19 protein-coding genes are annotated in these 16,975 nt (G+C 41.3%); 7 read left to right on the forward strand and 12 right to left on the reverse strand.

Features of this window, described 5'->3' with window-relative positions; translation table 11 throughout:
- The first annotated feature begins 85 nt into the window (after nt 1-85).
- Together pepB and ndk are read left to right on the forward strand one after the other, a co-directional pair.
- Nucleotides 86-1,393 (forward strand): aminopeptidase PepB, encoded by a 1,308-nt coding sequence (pepB, locus tag ELZ61_RS09775; RefSeq protein WP_126373288.1) that lies wholly within the window; start codon nt 86-88, stop codon nt 1,391-1,393.
- A 9-nt stretch (nt 1,394-1,402) separates the two neighbouring features.
- Nucleotides 1,403-1,828, forward strand: coding sequence for a nucleoside-diphosphate kinase (gene ndk, locus ELZ61_RS09780; protein ID WP_126373290.1), 426 nt, complete (start codon nt 1,403-1,405; stop codon nt 1,826-1,828).
- Nucleotides 1,829-1,916: 88 nt separating this feature from the next.
- On the opposite strand, the gene pfkA is transcribed toward ndk, so the two are convergent.
- From pfkA to ung, 5 genes are all read right to left on the reverse strand, one after another.
- Nucleotides 1,917-2,882 carry a 6-phosphofructokinase gene (gene pfkA / locus ELZ61_RS09785; RefSeq protein ID WP_126373292.1) on the reverse strand — a complete coding sequence of 322 codons (966 nt, stop codon included), beginning with the start codon at nt 2,880-2,882 and terminating at the stop codon, nt 1,917-1,919.
- Nucleotides 2,883-2,995: 113 nt separating this feature from the next.
- Nucleotides 2,996-3,910 (reverse strand): cation diffusion facilitator family transporter, encoded by a 915-nt coding sequence (locus tag ELZ61_RS09790; protein ID WP_126373294.1) that lies wholly within the window; start codon nt 3,908-3,910, stop codon nt 2,996-2,998.
- Entirely contained in the window at nt 3,910-4,470 is a 561-nt protein-coding gene (locus ELZ61_RS09795) for a hypothetical protein (protein ID WP_197717482.1), read from the reverse strand. Before ELZ61_RS09795 ends, ELZ61_RS09790 begins: the two co-directional genes overlap by 1 nt.
- A 34-nt stretch (nt 4,471-4,504) precedes the next feature.
- Nucleotides 4,505-5,281 (reverse strand): peroxide stress protein YaaA, encoded by a 777-nt coding sequence (gene yaaA, locus ELZ61_RS09800; RefSeq protein ID WP_126373298.1) that lies wholly within the window; start codon nt 5,279-5,281, stop codon nt 4,505-4,507.
- Between the two features lie 21 nt (nt 5,282-5,302).
- Nucleotides 5,303-5,971, reverse strand: coding sequence for a uracil-DNA glycosylase (gene ung / locus ELZ61_RS09805; protein ID WP_103854708.1), 669 nt, complete (start codon nt 5,969-5,971; stop codon nt 5,303-5,305).
- Nucleotides 5,972-6,252: 281 nt separating this feature from the next.
- Here ung and grcA point away from each other — a divergent pair, with 281 nt between their 5' ends.
- Nucleotides 6,253-6,636 carry an autonomous glycyl radical cofactor GrcA gene (gene grcA / locus ELZ61_RS09810; protein ID WP_126373300.1) on the forward strand — a complete coding sequence of 128 codons (384 nt, stop codon included), beginning with the start codon at nt 6,253-6,255 and terminating at the stop codon, nt 6,634-6,636.
- 138 nt (nt 6,637-6,774) lie between these two features.
- Here the strand turns inward: grcA and artM are convergent, their stop codons facing one another.
- The 5 genes from artM to ELZ61_RS09835 all read right to left on the reverse strand — a co-directional run bounded on the left by artM (nt 6,775) and on the right by ELZ61_RS09835 (nt 10,797).
- Nucleotides 6,775-7,458, reverse strand: coding sequence for an arginine ABC transporter permease ArtM (artM, locus tag ELZ61_RS09815; RefSeq protein WP_103854706.1), 684 nt, complete (start codon nt 7,456-7,458; stop codon nt 6,775-6,777).
- On the reverse strand, nt 7,458-8,129 hold the full coding sequence (artQ, locus tag ELZ61_RS09820) for an arginine ABC transporter permease ArtQ (RefSeq protein ID WP_126373302.1): 672 nt from the start codon (nt 8,127-8,129) through the stop codon (nt 7,458-7,460). The genes artM and artQ overlap by 1 nt, the downstream gene beginning before the upstream one ends.
- Nucleotides 8,130-8,134: 5 nt before the next feature.
- The gene (locus ELZ61_RS09825) at nt 8,135-8,857 is read right to left on the reverse strand and encodes a lysine/arginine/ornithine ABC transporter substrate-binding protein (RefSeq protein ID WP_126373304.1); all 723 of its coding nucleotides are present in this window, start codon (nt 8,855-8,857) and stop codon (nt 8,135-8,137) included.
- An 11-nt stretch (nt 8,858-8,868) separates the two neighbouring features.
- Nucleotides 8,869-9,606, reverse strand: a complete 738-nt coding sequence (gene artP / locus ELZ61_RS09830) for an arginine ABC transporter ATP-binding protein ArtP (RefSeq protein WP_126373306.1) — start codon at nt 9,604-9,606, stop codon at nt 8,869-8,871.
- A 123-nt stretch (nt 9,607-9,729) separates the two neighbouring features.
- Complete coding sequence (locus ELZ61_RS09835) at nt 9,730-10,797, reverse strand: AI-2E family transporter (protein ID WP_103853435.1); 1,068 nt, start codon at nt 10,795-10,797, stop codon at nt 9,730-9,732.
- A gap of 73 nt (nt 10,798-10,870) precedes the next feature.
- On the opposite strand from ELZ61_RS09835, the gene arsC reads away from it, so the two are divergent.
- From arsC to ELZ61_RS09850, 3 genes are all read left to right on the forward strand, one after another.
- Entirely contained in the window at nt 10,871-11,221 is a 351-nt protein-coding gene (gene arsC, locus ELZ61_RS09840) for an arsenate reductase (glutaredoxin) (RefSeq protein ID WP_126373308.1), read from the forward strand.
- An 80-nt stretch (nt 11,222-11,301) separates the two neighbouring features.
- Nucleotides 11,302-11,613, forward strand: coding sequence for an alternative ribosome-rescue factor A (locus ELZ61_RS09845; protein WP_103853437.1), 312 nt, complete (start codon nt 11,302-11,304; stop codon nt 11,611-11,613).
- Complete coding sequence (locus ELZ61_RS09850; RefSeq protein WP_103853438.1) at nt 11,585-11,878, forward strand: DUF5377 domain-containing protein; 294 nt, start codon at nt 11,585-11,587, stop codon at nt 11,876-11,878. The genes ELZ61_RS09845 and ELZ61_RS09850 overlap by 29 nt, the downstream gene beginning before the upstream one ends.
- Nucleotides 11,879-11,945: 67 nt before the next feature.
- On the opposite strand, the gene ELZ61_RS09855 is transcribed toward ELZ61_RS09850, so the two are convergent.
- Nucleotides 11,946-13,273, reverse strand: a protein-coding gene (locus ELZ61_RS09855; RefSeq protein ID WP_126372225.1) for an IS3 family transposase whose coding sequence is annotated in 2 segments (ribosomal slippage) — nt 11,946-12,823 and nt 12,823-13,273 — 1,329 coding nt in all. Because the reading frame shifts where the segments join, the coding sequence is not laid out codon by codon here.
- A gap of 100 nt (nt 13,274-13,373) precedes the next feature.
- On the reverse strand, nt 13,374-14,792 hold the full coding sequence (gene glnA / locus ELZ61_RS09860; protein WP_126373310.1) for a glutamate--ammonia ligase: 1,419 nt from the start codon (nt 14,790-14,792) through the stop codon (nt 13,374-13,376).
- Nucleotides 14,793-15,107: 315 nt separating this feature from the next.
- Here glnA and typA point away from each other — a divergent pair, with 315 nt between their 5' ends.
- Nucleotides 15,108-16,958 (forward strand): translational GTPase TypA, encoded by a 1,851-nt coding sequence (gene typA, locus ELZ61_RS09865; RefSeq protein WP_103854982.1) that lies wholly within the window; start codon nt 15,108-15,110, stop codon nt 16,956-16,958.
- The last annotated feature ends 17 nt before the right edge of the window (nt 16,959-16,975 follow it).

Consider the following 16,975-nt stretch of genomic DNA (forward strand, 5'->3'; position numbering starts at 1 on the left):
AATGGGCTAGGGGAGATTTAACATTTTGATTTTTCTCACTCTTGTATTAGGATAACTAAACCTAATCTAAATAAGGAAGATCATTATGTTAATTCACCTTTCAACACAACCTGCCAGCCCAGTTTGGGGCGAAAATGCGTTATTGAGTTTTGCAAATGACGAAGGCACGGTTCATCTTAAACAAAATTCGACAAATTCCGACCGCACTTTAATTCAAAAAGCCGCGCGTAAATTGCGTAATCAAGGCATTAAAGAGGTGGAATTAGTGGGCGAAAATTGGGATTTAGAAAACTGTTGGGCGTTTTATCAAGGTTTTTATTCTGCAAAACAGGATTATGCCATTGAGTTTCCTCATTTAGATGACGAACCGCAAGCAGAGCTATTTGCCCGTATTCAGTGTGGTGATTTTGTTAGAGAAATCATTAATTTACCTTCCGATGTTATCACACCACAAAAATTAGCTGAACGCGCGGCGCAATTTATTGCAGAGCTTGCAGCGGAATACGCCAATGAAAGTGCGGTGAATTTTGAGATTATTTCTGGCGAAGCCTTATTAGAAAAAAATTATCAAGGCATTTGGAATGTGGGCAAAGCCTCCAACCATAAGCCAGCAATGTTGCAATTAGATTTCAATCCAAGCCAAGATCCAAACGCCCCTGTTTTAGCTTGTTTAGTGGGCAAGGGAATTACCTTTGACAGTGGTGGTTATAGCTTAAAGCCAAGTGATTCAATGTCCACAATGCGCACCGATATGGGCGGCGCAGCCTTAGTTACCGGTGCATTAGGTATGGCTATTGCAGGCGGTTTAAACCAGCGCGTGAAGCTTTATCTTTGCTGCGCAGAAAATATGGTAAGCGCCGAAGCTATGAAGTTGGGCGATATTATCACTTATCGCAATGGCGTAACTGCTGAAGTGTTGAATACAGACGCAGAAGGGCGTTTAGTGCTAGCTGATGGCTTAATTGAAGCGGATAAGCAAAATCCACAATTTATTATTGATTGCGCCACCTTAACGGGCGCGGCAAAAATGGCGGTGGGCAATGATTATCACAGCGTCCTTTCAATGGATAACGAACTCGTTGCAAGCTTGTTTAACGCTGCACAAACGGCTAACGAGCCTTTCTGGCGTCTTCCATTTGAAGAATTTCACCGCGCGCAGATCAGCTCTCAATTTGCCCAAATCGCCAATATCGGCACAGTGCCAGTGGGTGCTGGCGCAAGTACGGCAACAGCATTCTTATCTTACTTCGTGAAAAATTACCAACACCATTGGCTGCATATTGATTGCTCTGCGACTTATCGCAAATCAGCCAGTGATTTATGGGCAACAGGCGCAACAGGCATTGGCGTGCAGACCTTGGCGCATCTTTTACTCAACCAAGCAAATTCATAGGAGGAACGCGTGGAACGGACATTATCCATTATTAAACCTGATGCGGTAGAGCGTAATTTAATTGGCAAAATTCTCAACCGCTTAGAAAGTGAAGGGTTTCGCATCATCGCGATGAAAATGGTGCATTTAACTCAAGAGCAAGCACAAGGGTTTTACGCAGAACATCAAGGAAAGCCATTTTTTGATGATTTGGTGAAATATATGACTTCCGCGCCAGTGGTGGTTTCGGTGCTAGAAAAAGAAAATGCAATAAAAAACTACCGCACTTTAATGGGCAAAACCAACCCAGAAGAAGCCGATGAAGGCACATTACGCAAAGAATTTGCCTTAAGCAAAACTCAAAACTGCGTTCACGGCTCTGATAGCCCAGAAAGCGCCGCCCGTGAAATTGCCTATTTCTTTGCGGATTCGGAAATTTGCCCACGAGCAGAATAATGTTGTGCTTTTATAAAAGTACAAGAGCGATAAAAACAAAAGAGCCAATAAAAATTGGCTCTTTTTTATGCTTATTGATAATAGCAAATTAATCCAAACGCGCTGCCATTTTGAGCCAGTCAGCTTTAAATTCACGGCGCATATTGTTGATTGCGTCAATAATATCGTGGTGAACAAGGTGTTCATTTTGGATTCCCACGCAGTAGCCGCCTTTGCCTTGTAAAAGCAGATCTACCGCATAAACACCCATACGTGAAGCTAAAATACGGTCAAAGGCGCAAGGTGTACCACCACGTTGGATATGCCCTAAAATGGTTGCGCGAGTTTCGTGTTTTACACGGGCTTCAATTTCTTTGGCTAACTCATTCACATCACAAATATGCTCTGTCATTGCAATGATTGCGTGGCGTTTACCTCTCAAAATACTACGTTCGATTTGTTGAATTAACGCTTCACGATCAAATTCCACTTCAGACGCTACGATGTATTCACAGCCACCTGCAATCCCCGCAGAAATGGTTAAGTCGCTACAATGTCTGCCCATTAATTCCACGATTGAAATACGTTGGTGCGAGCTTGATGTATCACGCAAGCGGTCAATGGCCGTTACGGCGGTTTCTAATGCGGTTTGATAGCCGATGGTATAATCCGTTCCAGCCACATCATTATCAATAGTGCCGGGGATCCCCACGCAAGGGAAGCCATGTTCTTCGGTAAGCAATTTTGCCCCCATATAAGAACCGTCTCCGCCGATAACAACGAGCGCATCAATACCGTGGGAACGTAAAATTTCTGCACATTTCGCCCGCACTTCTGGTTTTTTAAATTCTGGGAAACGTGCTGAACCAAGGAATGTTCCGCCGCGGTTAATAATATCTGATACGCTATAACGTGTTAATTGCTTGATTTTATTGTTATAAAGCCCGTGGTAGCCATCATAGATACCATAAACTTCTAAGCCTTCGCCTAAGGCTGAACGAACCACGCCACGGATCGCAGCATTCATTCCTGGGGCGTCCCCACCACTTGTTAATACGGCAATTTTTTTAATCATAATCGTTAATACCTTTATTCAAAGTTAATAATATAAAAACTGTGCGTAGCTTACACTATTCGCAAAACCTGCTCTAGAAAAATTTTGTGAATCCTATCACATTTTGATTTAGGTTAATTATTTGGCTGTAAGCTATCAGCTTGAGCTTGTTCAATCTGCACCACGCTGGTAGGTTCGTGATGAATTACTATATCCACACGGGGAAAACATCGGCGTAAACGCTGTTCAAGATGATCGGTAATTTGATGCGCTTCCACGAAAGAGAGATGATCATCGAGTTCTAAATGAAATTGAATGAAGCGAATTGCCCCTGAACGGCGTGTACGCAAATCGTGAAAGCCTAAAATATTCGGCTGCGATTGAATCACCTGTTCAATTTGCGTAATTTCTTCTGGCGGTAAAGCTTGATCGAGCAGCAATTGAATCGCATCATAAAACATCTGACCCGCATTAAATAAAATATATAAGGCGATCACAATTGCAAAAACTGCATCAGCCCACAGCACACCCCATAAGCTCAACCCTAAGGAACATAAAATGGCAATATTCATCAGCAAATCCGTTTGATAGTGCAAGCGATCCGCCTTAATCGCAGGGCTATCGGTTTGCTTGATAATATGGCTTTGATACAGCACCAGAAGCAACGTTGCCACAATAGAAAACAGCGTAACCATAATGCCGAGATAGGTTTGATTTAACGGCTGCGGTGAAGTTAAACGGTAAATCCCTTGTAATAAAAGGAAGATCGCACTACCAGAAATAAACGCACTTTGAATAAGTGAAGCAAGTGATTCCGCTTTGCCGTGTCCAAAAGAATGGTTGTGATCCGCTGGCATTAGGGCAAAACGCAAGATCAGCATATTCATAAAAGAAGCCAATAAATCCAGCGTGGAATCCGTAATGGACGCAAGCATACTGACGGAATCCGTTTTCCACCAGGCAAAACCTTTGATTAAAATTAACAGCAACGCGGTGAAAATGGCACAATTTGCCGCCCGTTTCACCTGTTTGGAATAGACTTCTTGCATTAAGGATTACAGCTCCAAGTGAAATGCCCATTGTTTAATTTCTGCATTTCTTTATCCACCACATATTTCTTCAAATAACGAATTACGCGGTTGTGTTTCATATTCATTAATTTGCGATCTTTGGCAATTTTCACGGAATATTGATATTGCACAAAACCGCAAAATGGAATCTCTTTACCCCGAGCCACGTTTACCTGCCAATCGGGATTTTGTTCAGTTGGATCGTAAATCACAAAGGCAAACAGCTCATTTTTTTTACTATAAATATCAAAATGCTCTACGCCAGTATTACGATAAACCCGTTTGCGTAAGACAATGCGCTCCTCCAAGGTTCGCTGCTGCCAATTTCTATCTTGCAACAGTTCAATCGCACTATGCCACTGTTCGGCAGTTTCGCCTTTTGGTACATAAACGTAACGAGCAATAGTGCCTAAATCTTGTTGCGAAGCAAGATAATAGCTTTGTCCACTGTGGTCAATTACCTCAGACACCGCTAATTGCGGTGAAGTGCTACAAGCCGTCAAAATAAGTGCGGTGAGAAAAACGGCAATTTTTTGCACCGCACTTTGGTTTCTTTCAATCCATTGTTTCATTTTATTCACTTAAATCACGTTTAAACACGAATTCCTTTTCCGTTGATGAAGTGGCGTCAAACCAGTAGCCACCGAGATCGAAATCTTTTAATTGTTCCACTTGAGTGAGACGATTTTGAATGATGTAGCGACACATTAAACCGCGCGCTTTTTTCGCATAAAAGCTGATCACTTTATATTTACCATTCTTATTATCTAAAAAGACTGGTTTTACAATATGCGCCTTCAACTCGCTTTCCTTAACGGATTTATAGTATTCATCGGAGGCAAGATTGACCAACACATTATCCCCTTGCTGATCCAAAGCTTGTTGCACCGCCGCGGTGATAATATTGCCCCAAAAATGATATAAATCCTTGCCTTTCGGGTTGGCTAATTTTGTTCCCATTTCTAAACGATAAGGCTGCATTAAATCCAAAGGACGTAGCAGACCATATAAGCCCGACAACATTCTCAAGTGCTGCTGGGCGAATAAAATATCATCACGGGATAAATGCGCGGCATCTAGCCCCGTATAAACATCACCTTTGAACGCAAAAATCGCAGGGCGCGAGTTTTGTTCATTGTGATCCTGATTCCACTGCGCAAAACGCGCCACATTTAATGCGGCTAATTTATCGCTAATGGACATTAAAGAGGCGACATCGTGTGGCGCAAGCTGACGACAAATACCAATCAGCTGTTCGCTATATTCCGTTAAATCAGGTTGAGAAACGTCAAATTTTTCCACCGCACTTTCAAAATCAAGAGTTTTAGCGGGAGAGATAATTGCTAACATAATGAAATCCTTATAAATTCTTTAAAGCGTTAAGGGCAGTTGCCATTCTATCGGCGCTAATTGATGCTGTTGTAAATAGGCGTTCGTTTGCGAAAAATGCTTGCAACCGAGAAATCCGCGATGTGCAGATAAGGGCGAAGGGTGCGGCGCAGTTAGCACGCAATGTTTTTGTCTATCAATAAATTGCCCTTTTTTCTGCGCGTGGCTGCCCCATAAGAGAAAAACAAGATTTTCGCGTTGTTCATTTAAGGCGGCAATCACCCGATCGGTAAAAGTTTCCCAACCAAAATTTGAATGGGAATGGGCTTTGCCTTGTTCCACGGTTAGAACCGTATTTAACAGCAGTACACCTTGTTCTGCCCAGCTCACTAAATAACCGTGCTGAGGAATTTGAAAGCCCACATCATTGGCTAATTCTTTATAAATATTGACTAACGAGGGTGGTGGCGCAATACCGGGTTTCACCGAAAAAGATAAACCGTGCGCTTGGTTTGGCCCGTGGTAAGGATCTTGCCCCAAAATCACCACTTTCACTTGATCAAACTCGGTTAATTTGAAGGCATTGAAAATCTCATTGCTCGGCGGATAGACAATTTTGCCCGCCGCTTTTTCACGCTGGACTTGTTGTAAGATTTGCTGAAAATAAGGCTGGCTTTTCTCGCCACCAATCACATCTTTCCACGTTTTCATTTTGTTTTCCTCAGCGTTAAACCTAGGCTAAGATTATAAAGAACCTCACCTCAAATTAACAGCCTCTATTCCAATTTAATGTTTAATTAATCTTTATAAAAATGTTAAGTAATTGTTAAATTCAAGATGATAAATTTATTTTATTTTTGATATGTATCAATTTCGCTATTTTTGTTTGATAAATTCAATCTGATCCATATCAAAATAATTGAATTGGTCAAATTTTTTGATAAAATTCCTACCAACTTATGATTAATTAACAAACAAATTTAGGAGTTCTTATGATTAAAGGTATCCAAATCACTCAAGCCGCAAATGATAACTTATTAAATTCATTTTGGTTATTAGACAGTGAAAAAGGTGAAGCACGTTGTTTATGTGCAAAAGGTGATTTCGCAGAAGATCAAATCGTAGCAGTAAGCGAATTAGGTCAAATCGAATATCGTGAATTACCAGTTGATGTTGCCCCAACAGTAAAAGTTGAAGGTGGTCAGCACTTAAACGTAAACGTTTTACGCCGTGAAACCTTAGAAGACGCGGTGAAAAACCCTGAAAAATATCCACAATTAACTATCCGTGTTTCTGGTTATGCAGTACGTTTTAACTCATTAACCCCAGAACAACAACGTGATGTAATCACTCGTACTTTCACGGAAAGTTTATAATTTCTCCAATTAGTAGTTTAGATTATAAAAAATCGCCCTTAGCTATCGGGCGATTTTTTTATGCAATCATATTGTTTTCAGGTAATTCTCAACAAAATTTAAGGGATAAAAAATATCTTATCCCTTACTATTTAAATACTAAGAACGCTCCACTTCCAATCTTTCAAACACCAACACTCTATTTTCTAGTTTGCGTAGTAATAATGTGGCGATGCCTGTAATGGCAAGGTAGATGACACCTGCGATGCCGTAAATGGTGAGTGCATCATATTCTGTGCCGTAAAGCTGTCTTGCGTAGCCCATAATATCTAAAATGGTAATGGTTGAAGCAAGCGATGTGCCTTTAAATACCAAAATAATTTCATTGCTGTAAGATGGCAAGGCGCGTTTTAAGGCATAAGGAATTAAGATTTTCAGCGTTTGCCAACGGCTTAAGCCAAGTGCAGCACAACTTTCCCATTGTCCTTTTGAGATCGCTTTCACTGCGCCGTAAAATAATTGTGTGGAATAAGCTGCACTGTTTAGCGCAAGGGTGAGCATTGCGCAAAACCACGCATTAGACAATAGTGCCCACGCGGGGCTTTCTACGATCCATTGGAATTGTCCTGGGCCGTAATAAATTAAGAAGAATTGCACTAATAGTGGTGTGCCAGTGAATAAAGTTAGGAAAATATTCACCGCACTTTTTAGCAGTTTATTTTCCATTGCAAGAATAAAGGTTAAAGCAATGGCTAAAATAAACGCAAAAAAGAGCGCAGAAACCGTAAGCAATAGGCTTGTTGGAATCCCCTGTGCGATGGTGATGAAATAATCGTGAATCATTATTCCACTCCTCTTTCAAAGCGGGTAAAACGCCATTCGAGCTTACGGATTAGTACTTGGCTGATAAGCGTAATCACTAAATACATTAGTGCAGCAAAGCCATACCAAGTGAAAGGTTCGTGGGTTCTGGTGTTAATTAATTCTGCTTGACGCATTAAATCGTGTACCCCAATCAATGAAACGAGGGCTGTATCTTTTAATAACACTAACCATTGATTGCTCAAGCCCGGTAAAGCGTGTCGCCAAACTTGCGGCATAATGATATGCAAAAAGGTATAGCTACGGCTTAAACCAAGGGCCGCGCCTGATTCCCATTGCCCAAGGGGAATGGCTTGAATGGCACCGCGCAAGGATTGCGAAGCATAGGCGGCAAAAATAATGGATAACGCCAACACCCCACAAAAGAATGGGCTAAGTTCCAAATATTTTCCAGTGATTAATTCCAACACTTCAGGAATGCCAAAATAAATTAAGAAAACCACCAAAATTTCAGGCAAGCCACGCAAAAGGGTGATGACAACGGCGCTCGGTTTACGCACGAATTGCCATTTGCTCATTTCTAGGCTTACAAAAATGAGCGATAAAATAAGCCCTAATAATAAGGAACACACCGCTAACTCTAAGGTCATTAGGGTTGCGGTGTACATTAAAGGAAGATAATCCACAAACATAGCGATTATTTAGTCATCCATTTGTCGTAAATTTTTTGGTATTCGCCGTTTGCTTTAATGGCTTCGATACCTTTGTTTAGGCTTTCTACTAACGCAGTGTTAGATTTATTTACCGCGATACCTAAGCCGTTGTTGAAGTAACGTTTATCCGTAACACGCTCGCCCACGAAAGTTAATTCAGGGTTTTTCTCGAACATATCACGCAATACGTCAGTATCACCGAAGATCAAATCAATACGCCCATTTTTTAAGTCAAGAATCGCATCTTGCAGGCTTGCGTAAGATTTTGCTGTGTATTGTTTGGCTTCTGCGTTAGCATATTGTTGGTAAGTTGTCCCATTTTGCACGCCCACGGTTTTCGCCGTAGCTAAATCTGCTTTGCCTTTTACTGCGATGAAACTTGCTGAGCTTTCGTAGTAAGGTTGGCTGAATGCCACTTGTTTTGCGCGTGCTTCGGTAATATCAATAGCAGAAATTGCGGCATCAAACCCACGGCCTTTAATTAAGCTTGGAATTAACGCGTCAAAAGCTTGGCTTTTGAAATGACAAGTGGCTTCGATTTCTTTACAAATTGCGTTAGCAATATCCACATCAAAACCTACGATTTCGCCTTTTTCATTGGTTAATTCAAATGGTGGATAGCTTGGTTCGGTGGCAAAAGTAATGTCTTGCGCTTGTACCATTGCCGCTGAGCTGGCTAAAAGGGTTGCTAAAAGTAATTTTTTCATTGTGTAATTCCTTAATGTGAATGAGATAAATATTGTTTAAATTGTTCCGTTTTAGGCTGCATAAAACAGCTTGCATCGCCCATTTCGATGATATGGCCTTTTTCCATATACACCACTTTGGTCGCCACTTTCTGTGCCACAGAAACTTCGTGGGTAACAATCACTTGGGTAATGCCTGTTTCTTGTAATTCCTGAATAATGGACACCACTTGCGCCGTAATTTCAGGATCGAGTGCGGCGGTTGGCTCATCAAATAATAAAACTTGCGGTTTCATCATTAATGCTCGGGCAATCGCCACACGCTGTTGCTGTCCACCAGAAAGATGCAATGGAAAGCGATCAGCAAATTCTTCTAAACGTAAACGGGCAAGCAATTCAAGGGCTTGTTTTTTCGCCGTTTCTTTATCTAATCCAAGCACCTTTACGGGCGCTTCGATTAAATTTTCAATAACAGTTAAATGCGGCCATAGATTGTATTGTTGGAACACCATTCCTACATCTTGGCGTAATTGACGCATTTGTTTTGGATTTGCCGTTGCCGCAGAAAGATCAAATTTATTGTTGGCAATCACCAACTCACCAGACTTTGGCACTTCTAATAAGTTTAAGGTGCGAATCAGCGTACTTTTCCCCGCACCACTTGGTCCTAATAAAACCACGGTATCGCCATCTTCCGCCGTTAAGTTAATGTCAAACAGGGCTTGCGATGAACCGTAGAAAAAATTGAGATTTTTTACACTAATGGTCATTTTTGTTGTTAGCTCTAAATTTAAAGTTGAAATAATATTAATGTTTTTTGCATAACTATGCAAATAAAAAGTCAAAAAATTTTCACCGCACTTTTGTATGGGCGTTTTTGAGATAAAAATCCCTTAATTTTGTCCCGCACTTTCATCGGAAGGCCAAGAATGCACTACGGCTTTGACTAAGGTTGCAAGAGGGATCGCAAAGAACACGCCCCAGAAGCCCCATAATCCACCGAAAATCAGCACGGCGACAATAATGGTCAGCGGATTAAGGTTTACCGCTTCAGAGAATAAAAATGGCACAAGCAAGTTTCCGTCTAAAATTTGACTTATCACATATGCGGCGATTAATGACCAGAAAGTCGGTGTAATGCCGAATTGCGACATTGCCACTAACGCCACGGGAATGCTGACTAACACCGCCCCCACATAAGGCACTAGCACGGATAGCCCCACGGCAACGGCAAGCAACAAGGCATAGCGCAGATCGAAAAAGAGGAAGATTGCATAAGTAATCACCCCAACCACCAAAATTTCAATAATTTTGCCGCGAATATAATTGGCGATTTGTTTTTGCATTTCTTGCCATACTTTATCAGCCAGTTTGCGGTTGCGTGGCAGAAATCCGCTGATGTAAGTGAGTAATTCTTGTTTATCTTTCAATAAGAAAAATACCATTAATGGCACAAGGAAAGCGTAAATACCTAGGCTTACAAGGCTGATAATGGACGAAATTGAAAGTTTGAGCGCTGATTCACCAAAGCCTAAAATTTTGCTTTTCACGCTGGTGAAGAAGCTGTCGATCATTTGGTAATCCACCACTTCAGGGTAATGCTCGGGCAAGGAAAGTAGCCAATCATTGAGCGAATTAAACATATGTGGCAATTCGCTAAACAAGTTAATAGTTTGATTAACCAGTGTCGGAATGAGTACCAGCGCGATAATCAGCACAATACTAATAAAGCCGCCAAGCACTAAAATGGTGGCTAGTAAGCGGGGGAATTTGAGTTTTTCATTTAACACGCGGATTGGCATTTCCAGCAAATAAGCCAGTACGATGGCCACCAATAACGGCGCAAGTAAATCACTGAAAAAATAAATGGCGATAAAGCCAAACAGCAAAATGGCGAGTAATGCCATTGCCTGCGGATCACTAAATCGGCGCTTATACCAATTTTTCAACATTTCTAACATAAAAGCTCCTTTCGGCGAGAATTTGTGCTGATTATAAGGTAAAATGAGACTGATTTAATATAAGGAATTTTCTATGACTGTTAAAATTTATCACAACCCACGTTGTTCCAAAAGCCGCGAAACCCTTGCCTTATTGCAACAGCAGAGGATTGAGCCAGAGATCGAGCTTTATTTAGAAAAGCAATATTCCGTTGAGTTCTTACAACAGCTTGCGCAAAAGTTACAGCTTAACAGCGTGCGAGAAATGATGAGAACTAAGGACGATTTATACCGCACTTTGCAGCTTGATAATCCTGATCTCACCGAAGAACAGTTGCTCAAAGCTATTTCACAGCATTCTGCTTTGCTTGAGCGTCCTATTGTGGTAAACGGCGAAAAAGCCAAAATTGGCCGTCCGCCAGAAAGTGTTTTAGCAATTTTATAATTTCTTCGCTATAATAACGCCCGCTCCGCCATAATCATTGAGCGGGCATTATTTTTACCCATTTTATTTATTGAGAGGCAATGATGAAAAAGAAAAAATCTTTTGCGCCCGTTGCTGACGTGCAAGGTTGCACCACCTATCAGCACAACAAAGGGACAATCCGAGATAACGCCATTCAGGCATTATTATCCGACAAATTATTTCGCCAACGCATTGAAAAGAAACGAAAAGGCAAAGGCAGTTATCAGCGAAAAGCGAAACATCAAGGGAAATATTTTGAAAAGCCCGATTATCAAGTTTTTGGCAACAGAGATTTTATAATCGGGTTTTTCTTAACAAAAATAGCAAATAGAGGAAGTCATTATGTCAATCAGAACAGAATGTTTATTTAGCAACGAATGGAACGTACGAATTAGCGATCCCGGTGAGGAAGGCGCACACAGTCATTTTTTTGAGAAAATTTATATCACCCTTGATGCCCATATTGACGGGGAAAAGATCACTTACGAATTCACTCGCAAAGTGGAAGATCAAGTAAAAATCAACCGCACTTTTACTGATTTAACCGAATTATTCAAATTTTTAGGCGAATATCTTGATCCTGTGGCGCTAGGATTCTTAGGCGTAAAAATTGGGAATTTAGGGGTGAAAGCTTAATCTGATTGATAACTAAAAAAGAGCGATTTTTCTGATCTGCCCCCAAAAAGTTAGACTATATTCTAATTTAATTCAAGGACTGAGTTCTGTATTCCACAGGGCTTAGTCCTTTGAGCTTCACTTGAATACGCTCATTGTTGTAGTAATGAATGTACTCGTGAATCACTTTTTCAAGCTGTTCAAAGGTTTCAAACCGCTTGCCAAAGTAACATTCCGTCTTCAATCGCCCGAAAAAGCTTTCCATCGCACCATTATCAAGGCAATTGCCTTTTCTCGACATACTTTGCTTAATACCGTATTTTTTCAATATCTCCCGATAACTCATCATTTGATACTGCCATCCTTGGTCGGAATGCAGTATCGGTTTTTCCCCCGCTAATCGGTTCACCGCCTGGGTCAACATTCTGGTTATCTGCTCAAAATTCGGACTTCTCGCCACATTATAAGCAATAATTTCGTTATTAAACAAGTCTTTAATCGGCGATAAATACACTTTGCCTTCCGCACATTTGAACTCGGTGATATCCGTTACCCACTTCTCATTCGGCATCGTTGCCGTAAAATCCCGTTGCAACAGATTATCGGCAATTTGTCCCACTTTGCCTTGGTAAGAACGATATTTTTTCTGCTTACTTTTTCCTTTTAACCCCAAACGTTGCATTATCGCTTGCACCCTTTTGTGGTTGATAATCAAGTATTTCCTTAATTCCAAGGTAATTCGACGATAACCATAATTTTCGTCATTTTTGCGATAAATTTCCTCTATTTTCTGTGAAATCGCTACATTTTTATCCGACTTTGGCTTGAGATGATAAAAGAACGAACTGCGTGCCAATCCGATTAGCCTGAGTAACAATTCCAACGGGAAACGCGAGCGTAAGGCATTTACGATGACGGCTTTTTCTGCATTTTTTGTTGGTTGAGTTCCTGCAACTTTTTTAGCATTGTATTCTCCGCTTCTAATTCCAAAATTCGGTAACGCAAGCGTTCTTCTTCTGTTTTGGGCGTTGGTGGCATTTTAGGTGAGTTGAGTTTCATACTTGGACGACCTTTAGGTTTGAGTAATAACCCATCTATACCTTGTTTTTCAAAGCGTTGCAACCATTGACTAATTATCCCTGAACTGGGGATATCAAAGCGAAAGCAGGCGGCTTCAGCGGAGCACTGGCCTTTTTTGATAGCTTGAATAACCTTTAATTTAAACTCAACAGAATAATATCGTTTTTTACCTAACACAGCTAATCCATTGATTCCATTATGATTAAATTTCGCAATCCAACGTGCTAACGTGCTTTGGGGAAGCTGAAAATACTGGCGAGTAAGCGAACGGTTTTTTCCATTTTGATGATAAAAGTCGAGCACTTGTTGTTTGAAACGTTGAGTATATTTAGTCATAAAAAATCTGCACCTTAATCAATTGGTTGTTTAGTCCAACTTTTGGGGTGCAGATCATTTCAACCGCTCTTTTTTATTTACTGTTAAGCACTATTTGCTTTTACGCATAATACATTTCAAATTCCACTGGGTGTGGGGTCATATTTAAGCGTTCCACTTCTTTGCGTTTAATCGCAATAAAGGCATCAACAAATTCTTTGCTGAACACGCCACCTTGGGTTAAGAATTCGTAATCTTTTTCCAATGCGTTTAATGCTTCTTCCAATGATCCTGCTACGGCTGGAATTTCTTTTAATTCTTCTGGCGGTAAATCATACAGGTTTTTATCCATGGCATCGCCTGGGTGAATTTTGTTCACAATACCATCTAAGCCTGCCATTAATAATGCCGAGAAAGCTAAATATGGGTTTGCCATTGGATCAGGGAAACGCGCTTCAATACGAATCGCTTTCGGGCTAGTTACCGCTGGAATACGGATTGATGCAGAGCGGTTGCTTGCTGAGTAAGCTAATAATACAGGCGCTTCAAAACCCGGTACTAAGCGTTTGTATGAGTTGGTTGAAGGGTTAGTAAAGGCATTCAAGGCTTTAGCGTGTTTGATGATCCCGCCAATGTAGTAAAGTGCGGTTTCAGAAAGCCCTGCATATTTATCCCCTTGGAAAATATTTTTGCCGTCTTTGCTTAAGGACATATTACAGTGCATTCCTGAGCCGTTATCGCCAGTGATAGGCTTTGGCATAAAGCAGGCAGTTTTGCCGTGTTCTGCCGCCACATTTTGCACCACATATTTATAAATTTGCGTTTCGTCCGCTTTTAAAGTGAGCGAGTTAAATTTGGTGGCAATTTCATTTTGTCCTGCGGTGGCCACTTCGTGGTGGTGCGCTTCAATCACCAAGCCCATTTCTTCTAGCAATAAGCACATTTCTGAACGAATATCGTGCGCGGTATCATTTGGTGCAACCGCACAGTAACCGCCTTTGGTAAGTGGACGATAACCATTGTTGCCGCCTTCATAAATTTTGTTGGTATTCCACGCGCCTTCAATATCATCGACCACATAAGAATTGCCATTCATTGCCGAGCCAAAACGAACATCATCAAATAAGAAAAACTCAGGTTCTGGGCCGAAAAACACATCGTCTGCAATGCCTGTTGAGCGCATATAATTTTCTGCTCGGATCGCAATAGAACGCGGATCGCGATCATAGCTTTGCATTGTGGTTGGTTCATAAATACTGCAACGAAGGGATAAGGTTGGGATTTGTGCGAAAGGATCTACTACGGCGGTTTCAGCGATTGGCATTAACAACATATCTGCTTTATTAATGGCTTTCCAACCTTCCACCGATGAACCGTCAAACATTTTACCGTCTTCAAATAAATCTTCATCAATTAGGTTAACAGGTAAGGATACGCCGTGCTCTTTTCCTTTAATATCGGTAAAGCGAAGAAGAACAAACTTAATGTCATTTTCTTCGATTAACTTAAACACATTGGCAACGGCCGCTTCATTTGACATAGTGATAATCCTCATAAATATGATTGCTAGAGTTGAGATGCTGTGTGCTTAATGCACGCTGGCTAAAATATCACATCACCTGCAAAATTCAAGGGGCGAGCGTGATTTTAATTTCACTCAAGTGCGGTAAAAAAATCAGGAATTTTTACACCGCACTTTACGAAATTCTCTCCAAAAGATAGAAATCCACTTATTTCCAATTATTCATAGCTCAACGTGGCAAAACGTTGTATAATCTGCAACCTTTTCGTGCAATCTTGCTAACAACATTGCACATTATTCAAACATCATTATTGATAACAAAAGACTTTTCAAATGACAGATACCATTGATATTAACAAATTGCGTAACATCGCAATTATTGCTCACGTTGACCACGGAAAAACCACGCTTGTTGATAAATTATTACAGCAGTCAGGCACCCTTGAAGCAAGCCGTGCAGATGCTGACGAACGCGTGATGGATTCCAATGATCTTGAGAAAGAACGTGGCATTACCATTCTTGCAAAAAATACCGCAATTAACTGGAACGATTACCGTATAAATATTGTAGATACCCCAGGACACGCCGATTTTGGTGGTGAAGTAGAACGCGTGCTTTCTATGGTGGATAGCGTATTGTTAGTGGTGGACGCCTTTGACGGCCCAATGCCACAAACCCGTTTCGTAACGCAAAAAGCTTTCGCTCACGGCTTAAAACCTATCGTGGTAATTAACAAAGTGGACAGACCCGGCGCACGCCCTGATTGGGTGGTGGATCAAGTGTTCGATTTATTCGTGAATCTTGGCGCCACAGACGAACAGCTCGACTTCCCTATTATTTACGCTTCTGCGTTAAATGGTGTGGCTGGCTTAGAACACGAAGATATGGCACAAGATATGACGCCATTATTTGAAGCTATTGTACAACACGTTGAGCCGCCAAAAGTGGAACTTGATGCGCCATTCCAAATGCAAATTTCTCAACTTGATTACAGCAACTATGTAGGCGTAATCGGGATTGGTCGTATCAAACGTGGTACAGTAAAACCAAACCAAGCGGTAACCATTATTGATAGCGAAGGCAAAACACGCAACGGCAAAATCGGTCAAGTGTTAGGTCATTTAGGTTTACAACGCTATGAAGAAGATCTTGCGCAAGCGGGTGATATTGTGGCGATCACCGGTTTAGGCGAACTCAATATTTCTGACACCATTTGTGATGTAAATAATGTAGAAGCCTTGCCTGCCTTAAGTGTTGATGAACCAACGGTAACGATGTTCTTCTGCGTAAATACTTCTCCATTCTGTGGTAAAGAAGGGAAATTTGTCACTTCACGCCAAATTTTAGAGCGCTTAAACAAAGAACTTGTGCATAATGTAGCATTGCGTGTAGAAGAAACCCAAAACCCAGATGAGTTCCGTGTTTCAGGACGTGGTGAATTGCACCTTTCTGTATTAATCGAAAATATGCGCCGTGAGGGCTATGAGCTTGCGGTATCGCGTCCGAAAGTTATCTTTAAAGAAGAAGACGGTCGCAAACAAGAGCCATTCGAGCAAGTAACCATTGATATTGAAGAACAACATCAAGGTGCGGTAATGGAAGCCTTGGGTATCCGCAAAGGTGAAGTGAAAGATATGATTCCAGACGGCAAAGGACGCACCCGTTTAGAATACATTATCCCAAGCCGTGGTTTAATCGGTTTCCGTAATGAATTTATGACAATGACCTCAGGAACAGGCTTACTCTACTCCACATTCAGCCATTATGACGATGTAAAACCTGGTGAAATCGGTCAGCGCAAAAACGGTGTGTTGATTTCTAACGGTACGGGCAAAGCCCTTGCTTATGCGCTATGGGGCTTACAAGAACGTGGTAAGCTGATGATCGATCACGGTGTGGAAGTGTATGAAGGACAAATCATCGGTATTCACAGCCGTTCAAACGATTTAACGGTAAACTGCTTACAAGGGAAAAAACTCACCAATATGCGTGCTTCAGGAAAAGACGATGCGATTGCGCTAACCACGCCTGTGCGTTTCTCTCTTGAGCAAGCCATTGAATTTATTGATGATGACGAATTAGTGGAAGTTACCCCAACATCAGTGCGTATTCGTAAGAAATTACTCACTGAAATGGAACGCAAACGCGCTAGCCGTACAACAACTAGCACAAGCACTCATTAATTCTGATTATTCCTAAT

The organism is Avibacterium volantium, from assembly GCF_900635775.1.
GTDB classification, from domain to species: domain Bacteria; phylum Pseudomonadota; class Gammaproteobacteria; order Enterobacterales; family Pasteurellaceae; genus Avibacterium; species Avibacterium volantium.

Bases quoted from the DNA above. Each gene is read 5' to 3' on its own strand.
- pepB (WP_126373288.1), top strand. From the start codon at position 86: ATGTTAATTCACCTTTCAACACAACCTGCCAGCCCAGTTTGGGGCGAA.
- pfkA (WP_126373292.1), bottom strand. From the start codon at position 2,882: ATGATTAAAAAAATTGCCGTATTAACAAGTGGTGGGGACGCCCCAGGA.
- ELZ61_RS09790 (WP_126373294.1), bottom strand. From the start codon at position 3,910: ATGCAAGAAGTCTATTCCAAACAGGTGAAACGGGCGGCAAATTGTGCC.
- yaaA (WP_126373298.1), bottom strand. From the start codon at position 5,281: ATGTTAGCAATTATCTCTCCCGCTAAAACTCTTGATTTTGAAAGTGCG.
- ung (WP_103854708.1), bottom strand. From the start codon at position 5,971: ATGAAAACGTGGAAAGATGTGATTGGTGGCGAGAAAAGCCAGCCTTAT.
- grcA (WP_126373300.1), top strand. From the start codon at position 6,253: ATGATTAAAGGTATCCAAATCACTCAAGCCGCAAATGATAACTTATTA.
- artM (WP_103854706.1), bottom strand. From the start codon at position 7,458: ATGATTCACGATTATTTCATCACCATCGCACAGGGGATTCCAACAAGC.
- artQ (WP_126373302.1), bottom strand. From the start codon at position 8,129: ATGTTTGTGGATTATCTTCCTTTAATGTACACCGCAACCCTAATGACC.
- ELZ61_RS09825 (WP_126373304.1), bottom strand. From the start codon at position 8,857: ATGAAAAAATTACTTTTAGCAACCCTTTTAGCCAGCTCAGCGGCAATG.
- artP (WP_126373306.1), bottom strand. From the start codon at position 9,606: ATGACCATTAGTGTAAAAAATCTCAATTTTTTCTACGGTTCATCGCAA.
- ELZ61_RS09835 (WP_103853435.1), bottom strand. From the start codon at position 10,797: ATGTTAGAAATGTTGAAAAATTGGTATAAGCGCCGATTTAGTGATCCG.
- arsC (WP_126373308.1), top strand. From the start codon at position 10,871: ATGACTGTTAAAATTTATCACAACCCACGTTGTTCCAAAAGCCGCGAA.
- ELZ61_RS09845 (WP_103853437.1), top strand. From the start codon at position 11,302: ATGATGAAAAAGAAAAAATCTTTTGCGCCCGTTGCTGACGTGCAAGGT.
- ELZ61_RS09850 (WP_103853438.1), top strand. From the start codon at position 11,585: ATGTCAATCAGAACAGAATGTTTATTTAGCAACGAATGGAACGTACGA.
- glnA (WP_126373310.1), bottom strand. From the start codon at position 14,792: ATGTCAAATGAAGCGGCCGTTGCCAATGTGTTTAAGTTAATCGAAGAA.
- typA (WP_103854982.1), top strand. From the start codon at position 15,108: ATGACAGATACCATTGATATTAACAAATTGCGTAACATCGCAATTATT.